This is a genomic window from Streptomyces sp. NPDC055078 (assembly GCF_053607985.1).
The window spans coordinates 1-2201 of the sequence record NZ_JBSGUP010000967.1; the positions used below are offsets into that span (position 1 = coordinate 1).

Annotated in this window: 2 protein-coding genes; both read right to left on the bottom strand. The window is 68.3% G+C overall.

The features are described 5' to 3' along the window. Positions 1-1470 (bottom strand): DEAD/DEAH box helicase (locus tag ACWF94_RS39195; RefSeq protein WP_453499866.1); only part of this gene is annotated, 1470 nt, incomplete at its 3' end. A 319-nt stretch (positions 1471-1789) separates the two neighbouring features. Next, positions 1790-1993, bottom strand: a complete 204-nt coding sequence (locus tag ACWF94_RS39200) for a cold-shock protein (protein WP_100598391.1) — start codon at positions 1991-1993, stop codon at positions 1790-1792. Positions 1994-2201 lie beyond the last annotated feature (208 nt).

The window sequence follows — 2201 nt, forward strand, 5'->3', positions numbered from 1 at the left end:
GCGGAAGGGAGCGCTGCCGGTCTTGGGGCGGTCCGCGACCGGGGCGGTGACGACGACCGGGACGCCGGAGGGTGCCTGGGCGCCGGTGATACGGCTCAGCTCGGCATCGCCGGAACGGACCTGGGTGGACAGCGGGGTGATACCGGCGTCCGCCATGATGCGCACCATGTCACGGCGCTGGTTGGGCAGCACCAGCGTGACGACACTGCCGGACTCACCGGCGCGGGCGGTCCGGCCGCCACGGTGCAGATAGTCCTTGTGGTCGGTGGGCGGGTCGACATTGACCACCAGGTCGAGATCGTCGACATGGATACCGCGGGCCGCGACATTGGTCGCCACCAGCGCGGTGACATGACCGGTCTTGAACTGGGCCAGGGTCCGGGTGCGCTGCGGCTGCGACTTGCCGCCGTGCAGCGCCGCCGCCCGTACGCCGCTGCTCAGCAGGTGCTTGGTGAGCTTGTCGACGGCGTGCTTGGTGTCCAGGAACATGATCACCCGGCCGTCGCGGGCCGCGATCTCGGTGGTGGTGGCGTATTTGTCGGTGTTCTGCACATGCAGTATGTGGTGCTCCATCGTCGTGACGGCACCGGCCGACGGGTCGACGGAGTGGACCACCGGGTCATGGAGATAGCGGCGCACCAGCAGGTCGACATTGCGGTCGAGGGTGGCGGAGAACAGCATCCGCTGGCCCCCGGGGCGGACCTGGTCGAGCAGTGCGGTGACCTGGGGCATGAAGCCCATGTCCGCCATCTGGTCGGCCTCGTCCAGCACGGTGATGTCCACCCGGTCCAGCCGGCAGTCCTTGCGCTCGATGAGGTCCTTGAGCCGGCCCGGGGTGGCGACGACGACCTCGGCACCGGCGCGCAGCGCTCCGGCCTGCCGGCCGATCGACATTCCGCCGACGACGGTGGCCATCCGCAGATTCAGCGACCTGGCGTACGGCGTGAGCGCGTCGGTGACCTGCTGGGCCAGCTCCCGGGTGGGGACGAGGACCAGGGCGAGCGGCTGCCGGGGTTCGGCGCGGCGGCCGGCGGTGCGGACGAGCATCGCCAGCCCGAAGGCGAGCGTCTTGCCCGATCCGGTGCGCCCTCGGCCGAGGACGTCCCGGCCCGCGAGGGAGTTCGGCAGGGTGGCGGACTGGATGGGGAACGGCTCGTTCACGCCGAGGCTGGTGAGCATTTTGAGCAGTTCGGCCGGCAGGTCCAGCTCACCGAAGGTGGCGGCCGGGGGCAGCCCGGGGGTGATGGTGTTCGGCAGGGCGAACTCACCGCTCTGCGACGCGGCGGGCCGGCGTCCGCCGCCGGAGCGGTTGCCGGGGCGGCCCTGGCCGCCCTTCGGCCGGAACCGGGCGCCTCGGTCGGAACCGGCGGAGCCGCCCTTGCGGGGGTTGGAAAAGCGTTCGTTGCTACGAGCTGAACGGTTCAAGGAGAACCTTCCTCGATATGGCACGTATCGAGGAATTCTCGGCATGAATGAGCCGTGTGAATTGCAAGAACGAGCCGGATAAAAGACTGATGGAAGCCGGGCCGCGCCGGTGTGGCACAGAGCGGCGGGCCGCTTCGGGATTTCGGGATTCCACGGGAGTCGGCGACCGGGGCCTGAGGGCCGCCGGAGCACGGGCGGACCTGCGTCCGGCCGGAGCCATGGGCACTTCGTCCGCCGTACGGCGGGAGTGCGTCGCCCGGTGTCCTGCGTGGAGTGCCGCCGCGGGCCCGCAGGTCCCGCAAACGGCAACGAGCCGGGGCCGCACCCGAAGGTGCGGACCCCAGCTGCGTCGTACTTCTCAGCGTCAGGCGGGAACGATGTTCTCGGCCTGGGGGCCCTTCTGGCCCTGCGTGACGTCGAAGTTCACCTTCTGGCCTTCCTGAAGCTCACGGAAGCCCTGGGTGGCGATGTTCGAGTAGTGGGCGAAGACGTCGGGGCCGCCACCCTCCTGCTCAATAAAGCCGAAGCCCTTTTCCGAGTTGAACCACTTCACGGTTCCAGTAGCCATGTCAAAATCTCCTTCGGGGCAGTACCCGAGGTCCGCACTGTGCGGGCCCCGGCGTCGCCGCGATGATTGCCCCGTCCGGAAATAAACCGAAAAAACAAAAGTGCCCAATGACTGATGAAAGTCATCTTAGGCACTTGAAGTCTATGGGAACCACAACTGCAACTGGATCAACAGTACCACGACCCGGCCGGGCGGCAAGACAATCACT